Source organism: Solibacillus sp. (assembly GCF_040273735.1).
In the GTDB taxonomy this organism is placed as follows: Bacteria; Bacillota; Bacilli; order Bacillales_A; family Planococcaceae; genus Solibacillus.
This window is the reverse complement of the sequence record NZ_JBELZM010000002.1, coordinates 163,429-182,084: the sequence shown is the minus strand read 5'-3', so window position 1 is coordinate 182,084 and position 18,656 is coordinate 163,429. Positions and strand designations below refer to the sequence as shown.

The following is an 18,656-nucleotide window of genomic DNA, read 5'->3' as shown; positions in this document are numbered from 1 at the left end:
TAGTAGGAATATCGACATCATTATTTACACATATTGTTAGACTTTTAGAATATAAAGTCCATACAAAAAAAGATATCCACAAGGGATATCTTCCTTAATTTTCTATGAACATGAGCCTGGTGTACTATTACGCACTTTCGATCCTGTTTCGCCTTTTAGTATATCCCCGCCTGTAGAAGCAATAACTTCATCTGTGACATTATTCGCAATGGCATTCGATACTAATTGTAATAGTTCATTTACTTCTGTCTGTGATTGTTTGAATTGTTGAACGACTGGTAATTCGTCGATTTCTGTTTCAATTCCTGTAATTTTACCTTCAATCATTTTAAGCGCTTTTTCTTTTCCTAAGTGCTGGAAATTAACCGCCTGCTTTTGCAGTGCTTTCAGTGAGGCAATCTTTTCGCGTACAAATTGGTTTTCATTAATTTGTTCTTCCGCTTTTTTGAAAAATTCTACTTCTTCGGTATTCGCAATCATATGGGCAATTTCTTTTGCTTTTTCTACAATCTCATCTTTTGTATACAATTTTGTTGTCATCTTACGAACTCCCCCTCTTTTGTCACTTCTTCTACAAACTCACCCATTAAAGAGTAAGATTTTGCTTCTAGAATTCTTACATTTACAAGCTTTCCAATATATTTTGGATCTGCCTTAAAGTTAACAAGACGGTTTTTGCGCGTATAGCCAGCTAACACATCATCGCGTCTTTTACTGCTGCCTTCAACTAAAACTTCTACTGTTTGACCTTCCAAGTCTTTGAGCGCTTTTGCAGAATACTCAGAGACAACCGCATTTAAACGGTGCAGACGGTCTTTCTTTTCTTCCTCTGTTACATTATCGACCATTTTTGCAGCAGGTGTTCCTTCACGAGGCGAATAAATATACGTGAACGCCATATCAAAGCCGACTTGACGATACAAATCAAGCGTTTCCTGGAATTGCTCTTCTGTTTCATTCGGATAGCCTACAATAATATCAGTTGTCAATGTTACTCCCGGGATTGCTGCTTTAATCTTATCGACTAATTGCAGGAAATGCTCACGTGTATATTTACGCGCCATAATTTTCAGAATTTCGTTTGAACCCGACTGTACCGGTAAATGGATATGGTCAACGAGATTGCCGCCTTTTGCCAGTACTTCGATTAAATGGTCATCAAAGTCGCGCGGATGACTTGTCGTAAAGCGGATTCGCGGAATATCGATTTTACGGAGTTCGTCCATTAAATCACCGAGTCGGTATTCGATATCATCAAAGTCTTTCCCGTATGCATTGACATTTTGGCCTAAAAGCATAATTTCTTTATAGCCTTGTGCGGCCAATTCACGCACTTCCTGAATAATTTCTTCAGGGCGGCGTGAACGTTCCTTGCCTCGTGTGTACGGAACGATGCAATATGTACAGAACTTGTCGCAGCCGTACATAATATTCACCCAGGCTTTAATCGAACCAAGACGTTTTTTCGGAAGGTTTTCGATGACATCGCCTTCTTTTGACCATACTTCGACAACCATTTCCTTAGACATATAGGCATCGTGTAAAATATTCGGTAATCGGTGGATATTATGTGTCCCGAACACCATATCAACATGCTGATACTGTTTTAATATTTTGTTTACGACAGATTCTTCTTGCGACATACATCCGCAAACACCGATCAGCATTTCCGGATTTTTACGTTTATATTTTAACAGGAAGCCTAGCTCACCGAATACTTTATTTTCCGCATTTTCACGGATTGCGCACGTGTTTAGTAAAACAACATCCGCTTCTTCAATCATTTCAGTAGGTGTATAGCCAAGCTGCATGAAAATACCAGCCATTACTTCAGTATCATGCTCATTCATTTGACAGCCGTATGTTCGAATATAAAACTTACGATCCTGCCCCATTCCTAAATATTTTTCTTCGATATCAAAATCCTTATGATACTTTACTTCTTCTTTACCGCGTTTTTTCGCGTCTTTTAGTGAAGGAGCCGTAAATACTTTCTCGAAATATTTACTATAGTCTTTTTCTTCCTTAGGTTGTTTAATCTGCTGACTAGCTAGTCGTTGTTCTTCATTCATCGACTACTTGCCCCCCTATCATTTATTACCTTTACTCATTTCATCATTATAGCGAACTGTTGCCGGTTGTTACAAGCTAGTCGATAAACTGTTTGTAACTATTCAGGTCGTTATCGCGTAAAATTGTAAAAAATGTGACACTCAATTTGATTACCTGTGCCCAATTCATTTCATATTTTGCTTCGAATTGATGCTTTGGCAGGCGCAGAACATCTTGAAACAAACGTTTTGCTTCAATGTTTCGCTGTGCTAAATATGCTAAAAATGCCAAAAACAGCTTGTGATCCTCCAGTTGCAGTGCTTTGTTTTCCAGCAGAGCATCTACCCGGCTTACCGGCGAATTGGCACGTTCAAACAATTTATTCAATTCACTTTCCAGTTTTTCATTTTTATAATGCAAAAAATTTAAAATATCGGTCATATTTCCCACCTCATTTTCAAAAAACATTTCAGTAAACTTTCACATCTAAAAACAAAAGGCAGAAAGATCGCTCTATCTGCCTTTTAAAAAACTATTTACTATCATCCATTTTCAGTACAGCCATAAATGCTTCTTGAGGAACCTCTACCGAACCTACTTGCTTCATACGTTTTTTACCGGCTTTTTGCTTTTCAAGTAATTTACGTTTACGTGAAATGTCACCGCCGTAACATTTTGCAAGTACGTTTTTACCCATTGATTTAATTGTCGAGCGGGCAATAATTTTTTGACCGATTGCAGCTTGCACCGGTACTTCGAATTGTTGACGTGGAATCAGCTCTTTTAATTTTTCTACAATTACTTTTCCGCGTTCATATGCAAAGTCTTTGTGTACGATGAAGCTTAACGCATCAACTTGTTCACCGTTCAATAGAATATCCATTTTGCTTAACTTAGAAGGCTGGTATCCGATTAATTCATAATCGAATGAAGCATAGCCTTTCGTATTCGATTTCAGGAAATCAAAGAAGTCGTATACAATTTCCGCTAAAGGCATTTCATAAACGATTTTCACACGTGTGTCATCGATGTAATCCATCCCTGAGAAGTTGCCGCGTTTTTTCTGGCAAAGCTCCATAACAGCACCTACATAATCGTTCGGTACCATGATTGTCGCTTTTACGTACGGCTCTTCAATGCGGTCGATTTTTTGAGGATCCGGCATCATGGACGGGTTATCGACTTTTAATACCGAACCATCCGTTTTTGTCACTTCATAAATTACTGAAGGCGCAGTTGTGATTAAATCAATGTTGAATTCACGCTCAATACGTTCCTGAATAATTTCCATGTGCAATAGTCCTAAGAATCCGCATCGGAAGCCGAAGCCTAATGCCTGTGAAGTTTCTGCCTCATATTGTAGTGCAGAGTCGTTTAATTCCAGTTTCTCAAGTGCTTCACGTAAATCGTTGTATTTTGCTGTGTCAATTGGATAAAGACCGCAATATACCATCGGATTCAGTTTACGGTAACCCGGAAGCGGCTCTGTAGCAGCACGGCTGCCCGCATATGTTACAGTATCACCTACACGTGTGTCCTGAACATTTTTAATGGATGCTGTTAAATACCCAACATCACCTACTGTCAATTCAGCTTGTGGTATCGATTTCGGTGTATGAACACCTACTTCGATTACTTCAAACTCTGCACCCGTTGCCATCATTTTGATTTTATCTCCGGCTTTAACAGTACCATTTACGATACGAATTGAAATGATAACACCTTTATAAGCATCATAAACAGAGTCAAAAATTAATGCTTGTAGCGGGGCATCCGGATCGCCTTGTGGGGCAGGTACTTTTTCAACGATCTGTTCCAAAATATCCTGGATTCCAATTCCTGCTTTTGCAGATGCAAGTACTGCTTCAGAAGCGTCCAGCCCAATTACATCTTCCACTTCAGCGCGAACACGCTCAGGGTCTGCAGCAGGCAAGTCGATTTTGTTGATAACCGGTAGGATTTCCAGATCATTGTCCAATGCCAAATATACGTTAGCCAGCGTTTGCGCTTCAATTCCCTGTGCAGCATCGACTACTAAAATGGCACCTTCACATGCCGCTAATGAACGTGATACTTCATATGTGAAATCGACGTGACCCGGTGTATCGATCAGATGGAAAGTATAGATCTCGCCATTTTTAGCATTATATTTCAATTGTACGGCATTTAATTTAATTGTAATTCCGCGCTCACGCTCCAGATCCATCGAATCCAGCAGCTGAGACTTCATCTCGCGTTGTGTAACGGTTTGCGTCGATTCCAGTAAACGGTCTGCAAGTGTTGATTTCCCGTGGTCGATATGTGCAATAATCGAGAAATTTCGGATATTTTCTTGTCGTTTTAAACGTTGTTCTCGGTTCATGTATAATTCCTCTCCTAATTAGAAAAAACACCTGAGCCCTTTTAGGGTTGGTGTCACTACATATGTAGATTATTCATCCATTTACTTTTCTACTAAAATACAGCCTCTATCTCCACCAATTTTAAGTAATGGAACAATAGAGGCATAGCTTATTTTAAATTATACTATGAATTGTAGTGAAACGACAACAGCGAACCTCATCTACAATAGGAAAACCGCATTTCGCACCTAACTTTTGCGAAATGCGGTTTTTCATATTGGAGCGAATAGCCGTGCTGAAATTGCTCAACGTGTCTTACACTACCCGCCTACTATTTGTAAACCAATTAATACCTATGCAGCTGATTCAACGAAAGCTACCCGGATTGCCTGGGCTAAAATCGCCATTGTTCGCTGAAGTTCTTCTTCAGAATTGTCGATACCGCCAAATTCAATCAGCAATACATTTGTTGCAAGATCTTGATTATAAACACCGTCTACACCAGTACCAGACTTTTTAATAATTCCTCGTGAAATACCAGGCACAATGCTGTTCACTTGCTCACTCAACATCGTTGCATAAGCTAAATTCGCTTCATATGCAGGATGTTCCGCGCCGACAACAAATGCAATTTTTGCATATTGTTCATTATTTGCCGTAAGTGTCGTCACTTTTTTAGGGGCCGAATCCCGATGAAAATCAATTACAAGTTCATATTCATTTTCTTCCAAATACTGTGCCAATACAGGTCGAGCCACTTTGTATGCTTGGTGAAATGTTGCATCAAGCTGTTTCATTTCGGTCATAACATCAAAGTCTACAATATGTGGTGTTAAACCATTTAATTCAAGATAATGCTGCATCATTTCCTGAAGTGAAAAGATATTCATTTCTTCATCATAAACTGCCTGCATCCCTTTTGTTTTTTTGACGATTGGTTTATAGGACTCGTGTGAATGTGTGAACATCAACAGTACATTGAATGGATCAATTTTCGGTTCTTCAGGTACCGTTACAATTGGCTCTGCCGCCGCATAAACAACGTGGGGACGTTCACTTTTACTTTTTTGTGTAGTCATTTCATTATTTGGAAAAGGGAATTGCCCAATAATGATAGGCAGTGAAAATAAAAATAAGAACAATAATGAGAAGCGTTTTAGTTTCCGCAAACACATCACCCTTTCTCCAATACAATATGGGAAAAGAGTAAAACTTAGAACGGATAACTAGTTTTTATTGTTCAGAAAATAAATTGCCGGTTAATTACCGGCTTTTTGTTTTTCATCAAGCCATGTAAACAAGCTTTCACCTAGTAAAAACGCATATTGACTCAGCCAGAAGTCGACTTCTTTCGGTGTAACCATCAACCGCTCCGGATGGGTACTGAATACTTCTTCAAATAATTGTCTGCGATCTTCAGTCGGCCATGTTGCCCACTGGCCGAAAATCGGCTCAACTTTCGTTAAATCGACTTCCTCGTTTACAGGTGTCCAGCTTGTTACTGAGAGCTTACCGGACGGTTTGTCTCGTTCCTGTATTTTAGCCGCAATTGATCTGAATGCTACATCGATTGCATCAGCGATTAAAATTGGTGCTTCCACTACTGTCGGAACTCCGATTGCTGTTACCGGGACGCCGAGCACTTCCTTGGAAACTTCCTTGCGATGGTTGCCGACACCTCCTCCTGGATGGATTCCGGTATCTGTCAGTTGAATTGTCCGGCATAAACGTGCACTTCCGCTTGTTGCAAGCGCATCGATAATAATTACGAGTGCAGGCTTAATTTTTTCTGCCAATGCATGGATATAATCACTTGTCTCAAATCCTGTTTGTCCAGTAACACCTGGCGCATACAAAATAAACTTTGGTGAATCCAGTTCCGACTGTTTTTTATGCATCGCATCAATTGTATAAGGACCAATTGCGTCTGGGGTAATCGTCTTGTTCCCTAAGCCTATCACTAAAATTTTTGAATCCGCCGTAATTTTTACGTCTTTATGCAAATCGTGCAGGTAATGGATTAAAGATTCCTGCATTTGCTCAAAGCCATGGCGGTCTTCTGAAGTTAATGTAGGGATCGACAACGTTATATACGTCCCCTGCTTTTTACTTATTCTTTCTTCCCCTGTAGCATTCACTTCAACTTTTGTGATTTTTACACGGTTTTGATGAGATTCTTCCATGTGAATGCCGCGTTCATGTTCCAATGTTTCCTTTTGCTGTTTTGTCTGATGTTGGACAACTTCTGCTGTTTCATCAATTAAATCTGTTCGATTCCAATCAATTTTTTTCATAATGCACCTCCACAATTCAGTTTGTTCAAACTGTCAAGTAAATATTCTTTGCATTTATGTATTGCAATTCCTTCAATCCTTTGGTAGAATGATTTTTGTTGTATTGACACATGAAATAAGTGAGAAAATACTCATCTCGTACCTAAATCTAGGAGGTGAAAGAAATGCCAAACATTAAATCTGCTATCAAACGTGTAAAAGTTAACGAAAAAGCTAACGCTGCTAACGCACAAGCAAAATCTGCAATGCGTACTACAGTTAAAAAAGCTGAGCAAGCGATCGCAACAGGTGCTGAAAACGCACAAGAATTAGTAGTTGCTGCTTCTAAAGCATTAGATAAAGCTGCTTCTAAAGGTCTTATTCACAAAAACGCGGCTTCTCGTAAAAAGTCTCGTTTAGCGAAAAAAGCTTAATTTGTAAACTTATAAAGCCAACTGTGCATCTGCACAGTTGGCTTTTTTCATTGTTTCCTAGAATATAATCTTCTATAGTTTCTTCATTAAAAACAGCTCTAGATGGCGCTCACGGTTACCACCAGTTGTTTTCAGCTGTAGATCTACTTCCGCCAGACTATAGAGCGCTTGAAGTAAACGCTGGTCGGATGGACGGTTCCTTTGACCTGAAATGACCTGCACCCGGTACGGATGAATTTTAAGCTGTTTTGCAATCTGTTGCTGATGGTACCCCTTTTTTTGCAAATAGAAAATATTGGTCATTGTTCGGATATTGTTTGCCAAGAGGCCTACAAGTTTGATCGGTTCTTCTTTTTGACGTAAAAGATCATGATAGATTTTAAGTGCCTCTTCCTGATTGTGGTCCAAATAGGCATTCAGCATTTTAAATGCATCATGCTCAAGCGTTTTCGCTACTAAATCCTCAACAAGTTCACGTGTTATTTCATAATCTTCACCTAAATACAAGGCCATCTTTTCTATTTCCATCTGAAGCTGGAGCATATTCGGACCGACCATTTCAAGCAGTTTACCGACAGCTTCATCGGTGATCGCTTTTCCATGCTGCTCAGCTTCGTTCTTTACCCATATATTCAAATCATTGTTTTGGGGTGTTTCCGCGACGATTACTGTACATTTTTCTTTCATAAGCTTCGTGACTTTTTTACGCTCATCCAGCTTTTCGTAAGGCGCGATGAATATGGTGATGGCTGTATCTGTAGGGTGGTGCAGCCAGCTTTCAAGTCGCTTTAAATCATGGTCAATCTTTTCCTTGCCTTTTTCAGTCGCTTTTAAAAATGATGCATTTTTAGCTATTATTAGTTTACGTTCCGAGAAAAACGGAATGGTATCCGCTTCATCAATAACATAATCAATCGGCTGTTCATTTAAGTCAAAGGTCATGACTTCCGCTTCTTCATTTTTTTGAAGAGCCGCCTTCAACTGCTTAATTGTTTCATCTACAAAATAGGATTCTTCTCCTACAAGCAAGTAAACCGGTGCGAAATTCCCCTTTTTAAAATCTTGCCATACTTTTGTTATCATACTGGGAACCTCCTTTACTTTCGTAGTTCTAAGTATACCATTTTTTACGTTATTGAGGATGTCCAGTTTCACATCCAATAAGTATCGAAGAAGAATTTATGTTGCTTATCTCCTCTATATTTATTTATGGATTTTTCTTGAAATATACACCGAACCAATAAACCAATAAAAGGAATAATTAGCATTTCATATAGCATTTTCAGTTAGAATATTCTATAATTATTGAAGATTAGGAGGGATACTTATGGCAGGACATCAAGATCCAAACTATGTAGCTGAAAACCCATTTGAAGGTCGTGGCCGGGCGATGAAAAGCAATGACTTCCCAGATGCCGGTTACGGTTTCGCCATCGGTGGCGGATTCTTCATCGTATTGTTTATTATTGCAACAATCGTAGAAGCAGCTACACGTCTGTAATTCCTTTAAAGTGGGATGGTTTCTTGTTAAAACGAGAAACCATCCCATTTTTTATTTCATAAAAAGAGAATTGGATTTTTCAATGTACATTTGATTTTGTGAGAAAGAAACTTCTATCGTACCGTCTAATCCCGTTGTCGAGTATGGAATTTTTTTCGTCTCAAACCGATTCACAACATCAATATGCGGATGATTATAGCGGTTATTTTCACCTGCCATAAACACGACAAATCTAGGGTTTGTTATTGTTATGAATTCTTCGATGCTTGATGTTTTACTGCCATGATGCCCCGCCTTCAATAGATCGATATTACGTAATTTCTCGTTATAAAGCCGAATCAGCTCCCTCTCGCCTTCCTGCTCCAAATCCCCTGTAAACAATGCCCGAAATGACTTATGCTCTACGAATAAAACGAGCGAATCATTATTTCCTTCATATTCGATTTCCAATGGCCATAAATATTCAAAAGCTGTTTCCCCGATTTTCCACTTATGACCAGCCATTTTCTCGAACAGTTTTGTATTTGTTTTCTCTAGCTCATGCAAAAAATCGTTCATAACCGGCCTGGTGATCGAATCTGGTGTCACATGCACCTCTTTTACAATCACTTCCCGCAACACTTCTTCAGCCCCCTCTACATGATCGGCATCCGCATGTGACAGCATAAATGTATCGATTGTTTGGATTCCTCGCCCTTTCAAATAAGGAACAACAACCTGACGACCAACTTCATAAGGAGTTTTGCGCTCTTTCCATGTTTCCTGTTCAAATCGTAATACCCCCCCTGCATCAATGACAATGACCGATTTTCTGTGAGGCAGTTCAATGATGATGCAGTCCCCTTGACTTACGTTGACAAAGGCAATTTTCAGATCACTGTTCATAAATGGCTGTACATGAAATAAAAAGGCAGGCAGTACTAAAGCAAAGATGACTTTCTTTAACTGTGCTTGCTGGTCAAGCAAATAAAAAGTGAAAAAAACCGAAACGTATAAAATGACAAGCCACATAATCGAAGGTTTTCCGGGGTTCCACATTTGAACAATCGGCTGCTGAATAAAGAGAATTAAATTTGTCAGCGCTGTACGCACCGGCTCATAAATATAAAACAGAATGGAGTCAAAAGGGAATGGCAAAAAAGACAGTACAAGGACAAATAGATTGACTGGTAAAATAATAAATGAAAAAAGAGGGACGAAGAAAATATTGGCGATAAAAGAAGAAAGACTTATTTCGTAAAAGTGGAACAGTAATAAAGGATAAACGAGGATTTGGCAAACGAACGTAATGTAAAAGGATTGTATCCAAAAGTTTGAGTAGCGGGCTAAAATGCGACTGGAATAAACTAAGCTGTAAGTGGCCAAATAGGATAGCTGAAAGCCAACTTGAAAAACTGCACCAGGCTCTAATAATACAAACACAATAAAGCTGAGCGACAATGCATCATCCACCGGTATTTTCCAACGAATATACTGTGCAAGCAAGACGAATTCCACGACACTTACTGCACGCCAAATAGACGGTGCCCCTCCTGCTAAAATTGCATATAAAGGCAATAAAATAAGCAAAAAAACTGTAGCGACTTCTCTACGTATCCTCAAGCGAAGCAATAATTGAAAAAACAGGAATGAGACAAGTGCGACATGCAAACCCGAAATCGCGAATAAATGGGTAATCCCAAGCTTTTGATAAGCGCGATTTAATTGCTCATCGACATTTTCCTGAAAACCGATCAAAAGGGCCTGTGCTTCTGCTGCAAGTGATGACGGGAAAGTTTCTTCAATATGCCTTTTTAACCGAAAGCGCTGATCATAGATAGGTTGCACGAAGTTTTTATTTTGCCGGAAATATTGAAGTTGCTGACTTTCGATGATTCCTCTTGCATTTTTGCTTTGCAAATAGCGGGCCATAGAAAAGCCATAGCGGTGTGCGGGAATTGATGGGGATACTTGCTCCCCGGTTACAATAAAACTTGTACCAGCAAGCTGCTGTGCCTCGAAACGCTGTTTTTCCTTTTCAGTTTTCAATTCATAGGTCACATATACTTTATCGCCGGATTCATCAAGCATGAATCCCCTTAGCATCACACCATTTATATTGTACTCGTCAGTCCAGGTTAACAATGCCGGTAGTTTAACCGGAATTGAAAGCTTATTGACTTCAAAGGAAAAATAGATGTAACTTCCAATGCCAACTATTAAAATAAACAATAGATGAATGTTTGCCAGTCGTTTATAAAGAGTAAACACAAACAATAACGCAAACAGGAAAAGAAGCCTTACCGATTCAAATGCAGCAAGTGCACTGATACAAACCGACAAGGCGTAAAATATCCAGTTATGCTTGAACAAGTTTACCAAATAAAGCATGCATCTTCTCCTCTAATGGGAGCAACTGATCACGGCTTGCACCTAACTCACGAAGCTTTTCGAGCATTTCAGCAGTTAATGCGAACTTTTCATCTTGCAGAAAGTCGATTTTTGCTTCATCAAACGGAATATGCGCAACATGGACATCTGCTTTTTTGAACAGTTCCATTGCGTACATATTATTTTTATAATCTTTTGCATAGTACACATTTTTGATGCCGGCTTGAATGATCGTCTTCGTGCATGGCAGACACGGGAAATGCGTGACATACAGATCCGCTCCATTTGATGGCGTACCATATTTTGCACATTGCAGTAATGCATTCGTTTCGGCATGCACTGTGCGTACACAATGGTTGTCCACAACGTAGCAACCTTCTTCGATACAGTGTTCGTCGCCTGAAATCGATCCATTATATCCGCCGGCAATAATGCGCTTTTCCCGTACAATTGTCGCTCCTACTGCAAGACGGCTGCACGTGCTTCTTAATGCGAGTAAATGACTTTGCGCCATAAAAAATTGATCCCAAGTAATTCGCTCCATATGATAACCTCCAAATGTTTTGTCACCTATCAGTTTATACGTAGTTCCTGACATTCGCAATGTAAGACCGATCAGAAATTTCACTTTATTTTACGTCGATTAAGTCCTTTAACTGCTCAAATGTTTTCTCCCCGATTCCCGTAACTTTTTTTAAATCATCAATGACTTGAAAATTCCCATGTTCGGACCGATGCTGAATAATTGCCCCCGCTTTGGAGGGACCGATTCCCGGGAGCTGGGTTAACTCCGCTTCCATCGCTTTATTTATATTAATCTTCCCGTTCGTATCTCCACTGCCGGAGCCGGTTGCCGGGCCTGCCTGTATCATCTGTTCCATTACCTCTGCAGGCTCTTCACCCGTTTTAGGTATATAGATCACCATTTCATCCTGAAGCCTTTGGGCATGGTTAATGAGCACCGGATTGGCATCGTCTGTGTATCCTCCTGCTGCTTCAACGGCATCGACAATCCGTTGTTCTTCGGATAACGTATACACACCCGGATATTTTACCGCTCCTTTTACATCAACCATTATCGGCTTACGTTCAGTTTCGATTTCCGTGTCCGGATTTGCGGAAGGTTCTTCTCTAGCAGGAATTGTCATTTGATCAATTGTTTCAATCGTAGCACTGTGCGAGGAATCATCGAGGAATAATAAGTAGATTAATACCACAGCAACTATTCCGCCCATAATGGCGAGCTGCTTTTTATATTTCTCCAGAAATGGCTGCAAAATAAAAAACACCCTTTCATAAAGAAGGTTTTATATATGGAGCTTACATCCACTATACAAATTCCACTTCTTTATGAAAAGGTATTTCCATCAAAACTGCTGAAACTTACTTTTCCGGCTATTTTATTTAACTGCCCGGATAAAAATTCGTTCGCTTTCATCAGTCGGTTGTGTTGCCATCCAGTCTGCCGTCACTTCAACATGAGAAAAACCGATTTCTTTCAGCCATTTCACATATTGTTCAAACGCAAATGTCCGCTGATAATGTTCTTCATCAAAGCGTTCAAACAGGCCGCTTTCTGTTAGTACAAAAAATGTCATTTGATGGTACACAGAATGCGGTTCTTCACCCGGCTCAGTATACCAAACATATGAAATTTCGCCGTCATCATATGTAAATGGACCGTCAAGAAAAATATTGTCCATTTTATATAACGAATGTACATCAAAAAATAGTTGTCCGCCTTCACGAAGACTGCCAAATATCCTTTTCAATGTTTCCACGACATTTTGCTGCTCTTTTACATAATTGATCGAGTCAATTGGAATGATGGCCACATCCAACTCGCTGAAACCTTCCAGTTCGTCCATTGACATCGCATATAGAGGCATTGTAATTTTTTCATCCTCCATACGGGCACTCGCAATAGCAAGCATTTCTTCCGATAAGTCAATACCTGATACAGCGTAACCCGCTTTATGCAGTAAGAAAGCAAGCGTTGCTGTACCACAGCCGATATCGAGCAGATTTTTATAGTTCTGTGCAGGTGCATATGTCTGAATCCATTCCACATATTCCGTGTACGGGATATCTGTCATTAATTCATCATAAACTTCCGCAAATCGCTCATAACTATTCATTGTCCATTTGTGGCGCGTCTAATTGTGGTGCATCTCCCCATAGACGCTCTAGGTTGTAATAAGCACGCTCATCTTTATGGAAAATATGTGCAACAACATCACCCATATCGACTAAAATCCAGCGTGCAGTATCAAAGCCTTCAAGCTTGCGAACTGTGTAGCCCGCTTCTTCCGCTTTTTCTTTAATTTCACGTGCAATTGCCTGTACTTGGCGCTCTGAGCTACCTTCCGCAATGATGAAATAATCAGCTAAAAGTGAAATTCCCTGCATATTTAATGCAACGATATCTTCTCCTCGCTTGTCATCGATTGCTTTGTACGTAATATTTAATAACGTTTCATTCATGTATGTTTATTCCTCTCTTAATAAGCTGTTGTAGCATTCAATTGAAACAGGGTAAATTGCCTGCTGTGACGAAACTAAAAAACTGAGCGTATGTGTCACACATGCCCGGAATGCATCCTCTAAACTGATGTCTGCCAACGTTCTTAGTTCCTCAACACCCTGAAATTTACGATTCGGTTCAATCATATCTGCTATATAAATAATTTTCTCAAAAGTTGTCATATTCACACGTCCGGTAGTATGGTAACGAATTGCATTTAAAATGGCTTCATCATTTATTTGGAATTCTGTCTCGACAATCCAGGCACCGACCGGACCATGCAATATTTCAGCATTCCAGTCAAGCAGGCGCACATCCAACTGCTGTTCAATCACGACTTGCTTCATCCAGTCAACATCCGCATATTTAGCGATATCATGGAAAATAGCCGCGATTTCGGCTTTTTGGGGATTTTCACCGTATTGTTGAGCTAAACGAATCGCTGTTTCCATTACCCCAATCGTATGAATATACCGCTTTTCAGGCATCCGATCCTTAATCGCTGCCAGCATCGTTTGACGTTCCATACAAACCTTCCTTTCGAATATACTGTTCAACTGCAGCAGGCAATAAAAACTGTAAAGGTGCCTCTGTTTGCTGTAATCGGTTTCGAATATATGTTGAAGAAAGGTCAATTTGCGGAGCTTCCACCATACACACGTCATAGGAAGATTTTGCTTCACTGCCCGGGCGCTTCACTCCAACAAATGTGACAAGTTTCATTAATTCATCGATACGGTGCCATGTATGCAAAGAATCGATCATGTCCCCGCCAATAATAAAATAAAACTGTGTTTGTGGTTCACGTTCACACAATACTTTCATTGTGTCGAATGTATAGGATACCCCTCCGCGCTCAAGTTCATATGTTTCCACATGAAAATATTGAATTTCCTCGATTGCCAGCTCAACCATCCGCAGACGCTGCGCATTTGTTGCTGAGCGTGCCAAATCCTTATGCGGCGGTTTTGCGTTCGGCATAAAGCGTACTTCCGTCAAATCAAGCGCTGCATACACTTCATTGGCCATCATTAAATGTCCAATATGCGGTGGATTAAAAGTTCCGCCAAAAAGACCGACTTTCTTCATTAAATTCACCTTATTTCGTAGCTACTTTTGGTAATACGATTTTTTTGTTGTTGCGTGATTCTTTATATAAAACAACTGTCAACCCGATCAGTTGAACAAGCTCGGCACGTGTACCGGCAGCCAGTTCTTCCGCCACGACATTTTTGTCTTCTTCACAGTTGTCTAAAATGCGTACTTTAATAAGTTCGCGTGCTTCCAATACATCGCGTAATTGTGCAATCATTGCATCATTTACGCCACCTTTCCCAACTTGGAAAATTGGATCTAAGTGATGTGCCTCAGCACGTAAAAAACGTTTTTGTTTACCTGTTAACATAATTTCCTCCTAATTGCGCCGTTAAACGGGCAATCATTGCATTTGTATTTGGATAATGACCTAACCAGTGTTGGTAAGCAATCGCACCTTGATGCACGAACATGCCTAACCCATTGACAATCGTCGCCCCTTTTTGCTCAGCCGCTTGCAAAAAGGGCGTCATTAATGGATTATACACAATATCTGCAGCAATTGCGCCTGCCGGGAACTTTTCAAGCGAAAATGGTAATGCAAAGTCGCCCGTAGTCATTCCTGCTGGTGTTGTTTGAATAAAAATTTCATAATTAGCCAGGCTTTGTTCTGCTTCTTGCATTGAAACAGCTTGGCCGGCATGTAATTCATCAATAATTTGCTGTGCTTTTTCAACTGTCCTGTTGGCAATTGTTATATTCGTATAACCTGTCAGTTGAAGGGCAAATGCAATACCGCGGGCTGCGCCGCCTGCTCCAATCAGTAAAACAGGTGCCTCACGCTTCGTAGTGCCGATTACATGTTCAAGTGATTTTACAAAACCCGGACCATCAGTATTATAGCCTTTTAATTTACCTTCTGCAGTGCGCACGACCGTATTGACCGCACCCATCTTTTCGGCAAGCTCGTCAAGCTCGTCAAGGAACGGAATGATCGCTTGTTTATGCGGAATCGTTACATTCCAGCCGCTTGTCCCTAACAGTTTGAATGATGCAACAGCTTGTTGTAGATGTTCTGGCTTCACGTGTATCGGGATATACGTTGCATCCACATTCGCTTCTTCATACCATGCATTATGCATTTCTGGAGATTTTGACTGTGCAATCGGATCCCCAATAACCGCAAACCACTTTTTCATCGACATTTCCCTCTTTCCTACTACCATTCATTCACTGTAAAATAATTTACTTGATGAAAAGAAGGCGAAAATGCCCGCCTCCTCTTCATTCCAATCAACTAACTTCAGAGGATAAAAATTTTATCCTAAATTAGGTGAAGAGACCGCACTATTAAATCAGTGATGGACGAATGAATACTTCTACTCCTTTTGGTGCGTGTGCTGCTACGACAACATTGGCATGCTGTACTGTAATCCAGCCCAATCCTGAAATAACTACATCAGTTTTTGGTTCTTTGATCGAGAACTCGTGACGCACTAATGGCGGTAATTGATCAATATGTTTAGACGTTGGAGGTGCCAGTAACTCACCTTTATGTTCATCATATAATTGATCCGCTCGTTCCAGCTTCGTACGGTGGATCGGCAAATCATTTGCAACATGTACAGTAAATGCCGAACGCTCGCCTTGAATAAAATCAAAACGGGCAAGAGCACCGATAAATAGTGTTTGTCCAGGGTTTTGCTGATACACTTTTGGTTTAATTTCTTTTTTCGGCATAATATATTTTAATTCACTCGAATCGATATGGTGTGCCATTTGGTGGTGATTGATAATACCAGGTGTATCATACAAAGATGATCCGTCATCTAACGGAATGCCAATCATATCAAGCGTAGTTCCCGGGAAATGAGAAGTAGTAATAATTTCTCCTTCACCTGTAGCTTGCTTAATAATACGGTTAATAAACGTCGATTTACCGACATTTGTACAACCTACAACATATACATCTTTGCCATTTCGGTATTCTTCAATCGCTTCAACGACTTCCTGCATGCCCATTCCTTTATGTGCCGAAACAAGCTTCACATCAACCGGCTTTAATCCAAGCGCTTTCGCTTCACGTTTTAACCAGTTGATCACTTTCTTTTCTTTTACCGATTTTGGTAAAAGGTCTGCTTTATTTGCTACTAAAAGAATCGGATTATTTCCAACGAATCGGTGTAAACCTGGTAGCCAGCTGCCATTGAAATCGAAAATATCCACGATTTTCACAATCAGACCTTGCTGTTGTCCAAGACCGTTTAAAATACGTAAAAAATCATCATCCGTTAAGCTAACAGGTTGGATTTCATTATAGTTTTTTAAACGGAAACAACGTTGACAAATAATCATTTCCTTTTCCAGCGAGGATGCAGGTGCATACCCTAATCCATTTTTATCTTCAGTTTGAATCACTGTTCCACAGCCAATACATTGTGGCATTTCATTCATTCACTATTTCCTCCTAACTACTATTGCACACTCATGCAAAAAAACTTGGGTAGTTTTTAGTCTTCCCAAGGATACTTTCCTTTTCGCTTTAAATCGTTATATACACGACGTTCGACGAAGCGGTTAAATTTTGTGACGAGTCCATCAGAGTCAGCAACAGGACGAACTAAAAACGTATAAAGTTTTTGACGTTTTGCACCCATCACATCTGTTAATAGCTGATCTCCCAGCATCGCAACTTCATGGCGACGTAGACGCAGCTGGACAAGGGCCGCATAATATGCTGCACCTAATGGTTTTTTGGCACGGAAAATAAACGGAATGCCATGCGGTTCTGCAAACTGGCGCACCCGTGCTTCATGATTGTTTGAGGCAATGATAATTTTTATGCCTGCTTCACGCATCATTTCAAACCATTGTACAAGCTCTTCCGTTGCATCAGCACGGTCCCATTCAACAAGCGTATTATCTAAATCTGTTATGATCCCTTTAATGCCTAAATCCTTTAATTTTTCCGGTGTAATTTCATATACACTGCGAATAAATTCATCTGGTAATAAAAAGTTGTACAAAGCCGTAACCCCTAACTCAAAATTTATTTTTTCATTATACCATAGTAGCAAAGGCTTCTCCCATTTTTATCTTCGCTCCATTTGTTACATTCTCGGTAAATTCAATTGCATTTTGTTCAAATAACATCACAACGGTTGAGCCGAACGCAAAATAGCCAACTTCTTCCCCTTTTTTCCACTGTGCAGACGTGTTTGTAAGTTCAATTGAATTCACAAATGTCGCTCCTACTTTAATGAACGCTGTATAATGTTGTTTTTCATAGTTAATTTCGCTAATCATACGATAATTATGACTGATCGGTTTTTTTCCATATTGCAAGCCCATCTGGTTTACTGGATAAGACTTCTGTCCAAGTATATATTGACGCTTAACAACACCATCAATCGGACTATGGATACGGTGATAATCTGCAGGACTCAAGTAAAAAACAATATATTTGCCATTATTATACCTCTTTGCCTGTGTTTCATTTCCCATCAGATCAATTAAAGAATACGGTTTATTTTTCACAGTAAATATTTCCTGATCTTCAATATTGCCGAATGCTTCTATTTTTGCATCGACAGGACTTGCAAATATATTTTTGCGAACATCTACCGGACGGACTTCTTCTTTCAACTGGCGAACAAAAAAATCATGCAGGCTAGTAAATTCTTTTGGAGATTTTGAAACTTCTTTTATGTTAATTCCGTATATTTGACTATAACTACGAATAAAGTTTTTACTTAAACGTGATTGTGCGATCTGTTGTAAAATTTTCGAAGAGATCTTACCATTTGATAGTTCTATCATATTCCGGTATAATTTTTCCTTCATTCTAGGTCCTCCGGTTTTAATTAAGTATTGAATAAAAGTGAAACTTCAATCAGTGGGTTTTCTTCATTCCCCACTGAACCAATGGTGCTTTTGCCTTTTGGGATAGTTGATCCCCTGCCTATCCTTTTCTCTACTAAAGTCTATAGCGGGAGATTTGCTTCTGCCGATACGCTTTAGAAGCAGATTAAATACTACCCGTTAATGCGGGATAAAAGTAAATTATATAATGACTGGCCATACAAAGATAGGTCTTAATATGAATTAACTATTACCTTTTTTTAA

Annotated in this window: 21 protein-coding genes; 2 read left to right on the top strand and 19 right to left on the bottom strand. The window is 39.7% G+C overall.

Annotation, left to right across the window (positions count from 1 at the left end):
- Positions 1–102 precede the first annotated feature (102 nt).
- The 6 genes from ABS917_RS03025 to gpr all read right to left on the bottom strand — a co-directional run bounded on the left by ABS917_RS03025 (position 103) and on the right by gpr (position 6,688).
- Positions 103–540 carry a YlbF/YmcA family competence regulator gene (locus ABS917_RS03025; RefSeq protein WP_350477611.1) on the bottom strand — a complete coding sequence of 146 codons (438 nt, stop codon included), beginning with the start codon at positions 538–540 and terminating at the stop codon, positions 103–105.
- Positions 537–2,072, bottom strand: coding sequence for a tRNA (N6-isopentenyl adenosine(37)-C2)-methylthiotransferase MiaB (gene miaB / locus ABS917_RS03020; RefSeq protein ID WP_350477610.1), 1,536 nt, complete (start codon positions 2,070–2,072; stop codon positions 537–539). The genes ABS917_RS03025 and miaB overlap by 4 nt, the downstream gene beginning before the upstream one ends.
- Before the next feature lie 76 nt (positions 2,073–2,148).
- Positions 2,149–2,493 carry a hypothetical protein gene (locus ABS917_RS03015; RefSeq protein ID WP_350477609.1) on the bottom strand — a complete coding sequence of 115 codons (345 nt, stop codon included), beginning with the start codon at positions 2,491–2,493 and terminating at the stop codon, positions 2,149–2,151.
- A gap of 91 nt (positions 2,494–2,584) precedes the next feature.
- Entirely contained in the window at positions 2,585–4,414 is a 1,830-nt protein-coding gene (gene lepA, locus ABS917_RS03010; RefSeq protein WP_350477608.1) for a translation elongation factor 4, read from the bottom strand.
- Between the two features lie 333 nt (positions 4,415–4,747).
- Entirely contained in the window at positions 4,748–5,569 is an 822-nt protein-coding gene (gene spoIIP, locus ABS917_RS03005; RefSeq protein WP_350477607.1) for a stage II sporulation protein P, read from the bottom strand.
- Between the two features lie 84 nt (positions 5,570–5,653).
- On the bottom strand, positions 5,654–6,688 hold the full coding sequence (gpr, locus tag ABS917_RS03000; protein ID WP_350477606.1) for a GPR endopeptidase: 1,035 nt from the start codon (positions 6,686–6,688) through the stop codon (positions 5,654–5,656).
- A gap of 164 nt (positions 6,689–6,852) precedes the next feature.
- On the opposite strand from gpr, the gene rpsT reads away from it, so the two are divergent.
- On the top strand, positions 6,853–7,101 hold the full coding sequence (rpsT, locus tag ABS917_RS02995) for a 30S ribosomal protein S20 (protein WP_079527920.1): 249 nt from the start codon (positions 6,853–6,855) through the stop codon (positions 7,099–7,101).
- 72 nt (positions 7,102–7,173) lie between these two features.
- Here rpsT and holA read toward each other — a convergent pair whose 3' ends face one another.
- Positions 7,174–8,184 carry a DNA polymerase III subunit delta gene (gene holA, locus ABS917_RS02990; RefSeq protein WP_350477605.1) on the bottom strand — a complete coding sequence of 337 codons (1,011 nt, stop codon included), beginning with the start codon at positions 8,182–8,184 and terminating at the stop codon, positions 7,174–7,176.
- Positions 8,185–8,428: 244 nt separating this feature from the next.
- On the opposite strand from holA, the gene ABS917_RS02985 reads away from it, so the two are divergent.
- Positions 8,429–8,602, top strand: a complete 174-nt coding sequence (locus ABS917_RS02985) for a YqzM family protein (RefSeq protein WP_079527924.1) — start codon at positions 8,429–8,431, stop codon at positions 8,600–8,602.
- Positions 8,603–8,653: 51 nt separating this feature from the next.
- On the opposite strand, the gene ABS917_RS02980 is transcribed toward ABS917_RS02985, so the two are convergent.
- From ABS917_RS02980 to ABS917_RS02925, 12 genes are all read right to left on the bottom strand, one after another.
- Positions 8,654–10,972, bottom strand: coding sequence for a DNA internalization-related competence protein ComEC/Rec2 (locus tag ABS917_RS02980; protein ID WP_350477604.1), 2,319 nt, complete (start codon positions 10,970–10,972; stop codon positions 8,654–8,656).
- Positions 10,941–11,516, bottom strand: coding sequence for a ComE operon protein 2 (locus ABS917_RS02975; RefSeq protein ID WP_079527928.1), 576 nt, complete (start codon positions 11,514–11,516; stop codon positions 10,941–10,943). The genes ABS917_RS02980 and ABS917_RS02975 overlap by 32 nt, the downstream gene beginning before the upstream one ends.
- Before the next feature lie 85 nt (positions 11,517–11,601).
- Positions 11,602–12,249 carry a helix-hairpin-helix domain-containing protein gene (locus ABS917_RS02970; RefSeq protein WP_350477603.1) on the bottom strand — a complete coding sequence of 216 codons (648 nt, stop codon included), beginning with the start codon at positions 12,247–12,249 and terminating at the stop codon, positions 11,602–11,604.
- A 123-nt stretch (positions 12,250–12,372) separates the two neighbouring features.
- On the bottom strand, positions 12,373–13,110 hold the full coding sequence (locus tag ABS917_RS02965; RefSeq protein ID WP_350477602.1) for a class I SAM-dependent DNA methyltransferase: 738 nt from the start codon (positions 13,108–13,110) through the stop codon (positions 12,373–12,375).
- On the bottom strand, positions 13,103–13,456 hold the full coding sequence (gene rsfS, locus ABS917_RS02960) for a ribosome silencing factor (protein WP_008407622.1): 354 nt from the start codon (positions 13,454–13,456) through the stop codon (positions 13,103–13,105). Before rsfS ends, ABS917_RS02965 begins: the two co-directional genes overlap by 8 nt.
- Positions 13,457–13,462: 6 nt before the next feature.
- On the bottom strand, positions 13,463–14,023 hold the full coding sequence (yqeK, locus tag ABS917_RS02955) for a bis(5'-nucleosyl)-tetraphosphatase (symmetrical) YqeK (protein ID WP_350477601.1): 561 nt from the start codon (positions 14,021–14,023) through the stop codon (positions 13,463–13,465).
- Positions 13,992–14,585: a nicotinate-nucleotide adenylyltransferase gene (locus ABS917_RS02950; protein ID WP_350477600.1), complete on the bottom strand. Its 594-nt coding sequence runs from the start codon at positions 14,583–14,585 to the stop codon at positions 13,992–13,994. Before ABS917_RS02950 ends, yqeK begins: the two co-directional genes overlap by 32 nt.
- A gap of 10 nt (positions 14,586–14,595) precedes the next feature.
- On the bottom strand, positions 14,596–14,901 hold the full coding sequence (yhbY, locus tag ABS917_RS02945; RefSeq protein ID WP_008407625.1) for a ribosome assembly RNA-binding protein YhbY: 306 nt from the start codon (positions 14,899–14,901) through the stop codon (positions 14,596–14,598).
- The gene (gene aroE, locus ABS917_RS02940) at positions 14,888–15,730 is read right to left on the bottom strand and encodes a shikimate dehydrogenase (protein WP_350477599.1); all 843 of its coding nucleotides are present in this window, start codon (positions 15,728–15,730) and stop codon (positions 14,888–14,890) included. The genes yhbY and aroE overlap by 14 nt, the downstream gene beginning before the upstream one ends.
- A gap of 151 nt (positions 15,731–15,881) precedes the next feature.
- Entirely contained in the window at positions 15,882–16,985 is a 1,104-nt protein-coding gene (yqeH, locus tag ABS917_RS02935; protein ID WP_350477598.1) for a ribosome biogenesis GTPase YqeH, read from the bottom strand.
- Between the two features lie 56 nt (positions 16,986–17,041).
- Positions 17,042–17,557 carry a YqeG family HAD IIIA-type phosphatase gene (locus ABS917_RS02930; protein ID WP_008407628.1) on the bottom strand — a complete coding sequence of 172 codons (516 nt, stop codon included), beginning with the start codon at positions 17,555–17,557 and terminating at the stop codon, positions 17,042–17,044.
- Between the two features lie 34 nt (positions 17,558–17,591).
- On the bottom strand, positions 17,592–18,374 hold the full coding sequence (locus ABS917_RS02925) for a phosphatidylserine decarboxylase (protein ID WP_350477597.1): 783 nt from the start codon (positions 18,372–18,374) through the stop codon (positions 17,592–17,594).
- Between the last annotated feature and the right edge of the window lie 282 nt (positions 18,375–18,656).